Source organism: Pseudomonas cremoricolorata DSM 17059 = NBRC 16634 (genome assembly GCF_000425745.1).
GTDB classification, from domain to species: Bacteria; Pseudomonadota; Gammaproteobacteria; order Pseudomonadales; family Pseudomonadaceae; genus Aquipseudomonas; species Aquipseudomonas cremoricolorata.
The window spans coordinates 1-3,662 of the sequence record NZ_KE384442.1; the positions used below are offsets into that span (position 1 = coordinate 1).

The 3,662-nt window shown below is 64.7% G+C and carries 1 protein-coding gene; it reads right to left on the minus strand.

What is annotated here, in order from left to right; all coding sequences use genetic code 11:
• Positions 1-3,662 (minus strand): Ig-like domain-containing protein (locus tag H618_RS21935; RefSeq protein WP_245586796.1); only part of this gene is annotated, 3,662 nt, incomplete at both ends.

A 3,662-nucleotide genomic window follows, 5' to 3' on the forward strand; every position in this document is an offset into this window, starting at 1 on the left:
GCCATTGGCCCCGACAGTCCCGCTGCCAATCACCGCGCCGGCAGCATTGCGCACTTCTACCGTCGCGCCCGGTTCGCCGCTGCCGGTCAGGGTTACGCCTTCGGCCAAGGCCAGATCAGTCGGTTGCGCAGGTGCGAGCAGGTCCGGTGAGACGACCGAGACGGCGGCAGAAGCATTGCCCGCGGCATCGGTGAGGTCGACTTGCAGCGTACTGCCGTCGATCACGGCGGGATCGAGGGCGACCGAGAATGTGCCATCCGCCGCAACCACACCCGTGGCGAGCACAGCGCCCTGGGCATCGCGAATGCTGACAGTGGTTCCCGCTTCGCCGCGACCGCTCAGTTGGCTGCCGCCAGCGCTGATGAGCAGATCGGTCGGGGCTTGCGGCGGGGTGTCGTCGACTGGCGTCTCAAGATTAGGGGCCGTGACCGAACCGCTTGGCGACACGTTGCCAGCCGCATCCTGCGCGCTGGCTTCGAGCGTCTGACCTGTGGTCTGTGGCGGGTCGAGGGTGATGGCGAAGCTGCCCGCCGCATTGATGACCGCTGTGCCCACTGGGTTGCCCTGGGCATCGACCACACGCACCGTGCTACCCGGCTCACCACGACCTGTGAGCACAGTGCCGTCTGCGCTAACGCCCAATTCAGACGGTGCCACCGGCGGAGTGATATCCGGAGCGACGAGGCTGGCGGGGATCGAGGCTTGATCGGTGACTACATCAACCGCGAACACTTCCAGCGCTTCGCCATTGGCTTGTGCTGGCACCAAGGTGAGGGTGAAGGAACCGTCTTGAGCCGCGATTGCGCTGCCCAGCAAAGTGCCGTCCGCAGCGTGTACCTCAACACGGTTTCCGGGCGTTGCAACGCCGCTCAGCTCGGAGCCGTCGGCGCTCAGTGCCAGCTCGGCTGGCGTGGCAGGGGCAGGAGTCGCGGGAATGGTGAAATTGATGGCTGGCGAGGCATTGCCTGCCGCATCGGTCTGCACCAGGTCGATGACTTGGCCAGCTTTTAATGCACCGTCCAAGGCAATGACGAACGCGCCGTTGGCGCCGACTACGCCGCTGCCGATCAGCGCACCCTGCGCATCACGCACTTCAACACGGGCGCCAATCTCGCCATGGCCTGCAACCGTGCGCCCATCGGCGCTGACCACCACCTCAGTGACGGCCTCCGGCGCGGTGATATCGGGCGCTTGGAAGGCCAGGGGAATCGACTCGTTGCCGGCGGCATCGATCAGGTGGATATCGATGAACTCGCCGTTGGCCTGTGCCGGCGCGAGTTCGACGGCGAAGCGGCCATTGGCCCCGACAGTCCCGCTGCCAATCACCGCGCCGGCAGCATTGCGCACTTCTACCGTCGCGCCCGGTTCGCCGCTGCCGGTCAGGGTTATGCCTTCGGCCAGGGCCAGATCGGTCGGTTGCTCAGGTGCGAGCAGGTCTGGCGAGAGCACCGAGACTGCTTCGGAGACATTTCCAGCCGCGTCGGTCAGATCGACCTGGACGCTGCTGCCATCGATGACCGCGGGATCGAGCGCGACCGAGAAGCGGCCATCAGCCCCAACCGTGCCGCTGGCGATGACAATGCCCTGCGCATCGCGCACGGTCACGGTCGTGCCCGCTTCACCACGGCCCGACAACTCGCGCCCTGCCGCATTGATCAAGAGGCCGGTGGGTGCATCCGGCGGGGTATCGTCGATCGGCGTTTCGAGGTTCGGTGCGATGACCGAGGTGGTCGGCGACACGTTGCCAGCAGCATCCTGTGCAGTGGCTTGAAGGTTCTGCCCTTCGGTCTGGGCAGGCACCAGCGTCACTGCGAAGCTGCCTGCGGCGCCCACCACAGTGTTGCCTAGTTCATTGCCCTGTGCATCGACGATCCGAACCGTACTCCCCGGCTCACCGCGACCGCTGAGCACGCTGCCATCGGCGCTGACCTGCAATTCGAACGGCGCGACAGGCGCGGTGATATCAGGCGTCTGGAAGGCCAGCGGCAGCGATTCATTGCCGGCTGCATCGACCAGTCGAACATCGATGAACTCGCCGTTGGCTTGTGCAGGGCTTAGCTCGATGCTGAATCGCCCATCCGCCCCAACGACACCGCTGCCGATGATTGCGCCAGAGACATTACGCACCTGCACGGTCGCGCCCGGCTCGCCGTTACCGGTCAGCGTGACGCCTTCCGTCAACGCCAGATCAGTCGGCTGCGCTGGTGCAGTCAAATCCGGCGAGGCCACCGAAGCAGGCTGCGAGGTATTACCTGCCCCATCGGTCAGCTCGACCTGCAAGCTGCTGCCGTCGATGACCGCGGGGGCGAGCGTGATGGCGAACGTTCCGTCAGCCGCAACGACCCCCGTGGCGATCACATTGCCTTGGGCATCACGCACGGTCACGGTAGTGCCCGCTTCGCCACGGCCAGAAAGCTCGCGACCACTGACGTTGATCACCAGATCGGTTGGCGCTTGCGGCGCGGTGGTGTCGATAGGGGGTTCGAGGTTGGGTGCAGTGATCGAACTGGCTGGCGATACGTTGCCAGCGGCATCTTGAGCCGTGGCTTCAAGGTTTTGACCTTCGGTCTGCGCCGGAACCAGGGTTACCGCGAAGCTGCCCGCCGCGTTCACCACAGCGGTGCCCAATTGTTTGCCTTGGGCATCGACAACTCGAACTGTGCTACCCGGCTCACCGCGACCAGTGAGCACCGAGCCGTCGGCGTTTACGGCCAACTCGGATGGCGTCACAGGCGGAGTGATGTCTGGGGCAGTGATGCTGGCCGGGATCGAGGCTTGATCGGTGATTACGTCAACCGCGAACACTTCCAGAGCTTCGCCGTTGGCCTGTGGTGGCACCAGAGTGATGGTGAAGGAGCCGTCCTCAGCGGCGATCGCACTGCCCAACAGCGTGCCATCTGCGCCATGCACCTCGACACGGTTTCCGGGTGTGGCGAGGCCGCTCAGCTCTGAGCCATCAGCGCTCACTGCCAGTTCTGTCGGAGTGGCAGGGGCAGGGGTGGAAGGCACGGTGAAACCGGTTGCTGGCGAGGCGTTACCTGCCGTATCTGTCTGCACCAGGCTGATCACGTCGCCAGCTGCAACGGCGCCGTCCAATGCGATAACGAATGCACCATTTGCACCAACAACACCGGTGCCGATGACGGTGCCCTGAGCATCACGAACCTCGACACTGGCTCCAATCTCACCACGCCCAGAAACCGTCAGCCCATCGGCACTGACGACTATTTCGGTAACCGCCTCAGGCGCCGTGATATCCGGTGCCTGGAACGCCAGCGGCAGCGATTCATTGCCGGCGGCATCGATCAGATGAACATCTATAAACTCGCCGTTGGCTTGTGCAGGGCTTAGGTCGATGCTGAATCGCCCATCCGCCCCAACGACACCGCTGCCGATGATTGCGCCAGAGGCATCACGCACCTGCACGGTCGCGCCCGGCTCGCCGCTGCCGGTCAGCGTGACGCCTTCCGTCAATGCCAGATCAGTCGGCTGCGCTGGTGCAGTCAAATCCGGCGAAGCCACCGAAGCAGGCTGCGAGGTATTACCTGCCGCATCGGTCAGCTCGATCTGCAAGCTGCTGCCGTCGATGACCGCGGGGGCGAGCGTGATGGCGAACGTTCCGTCAGCCGCAACGACCCCCGTGGCGATCACATTGCCTTGGG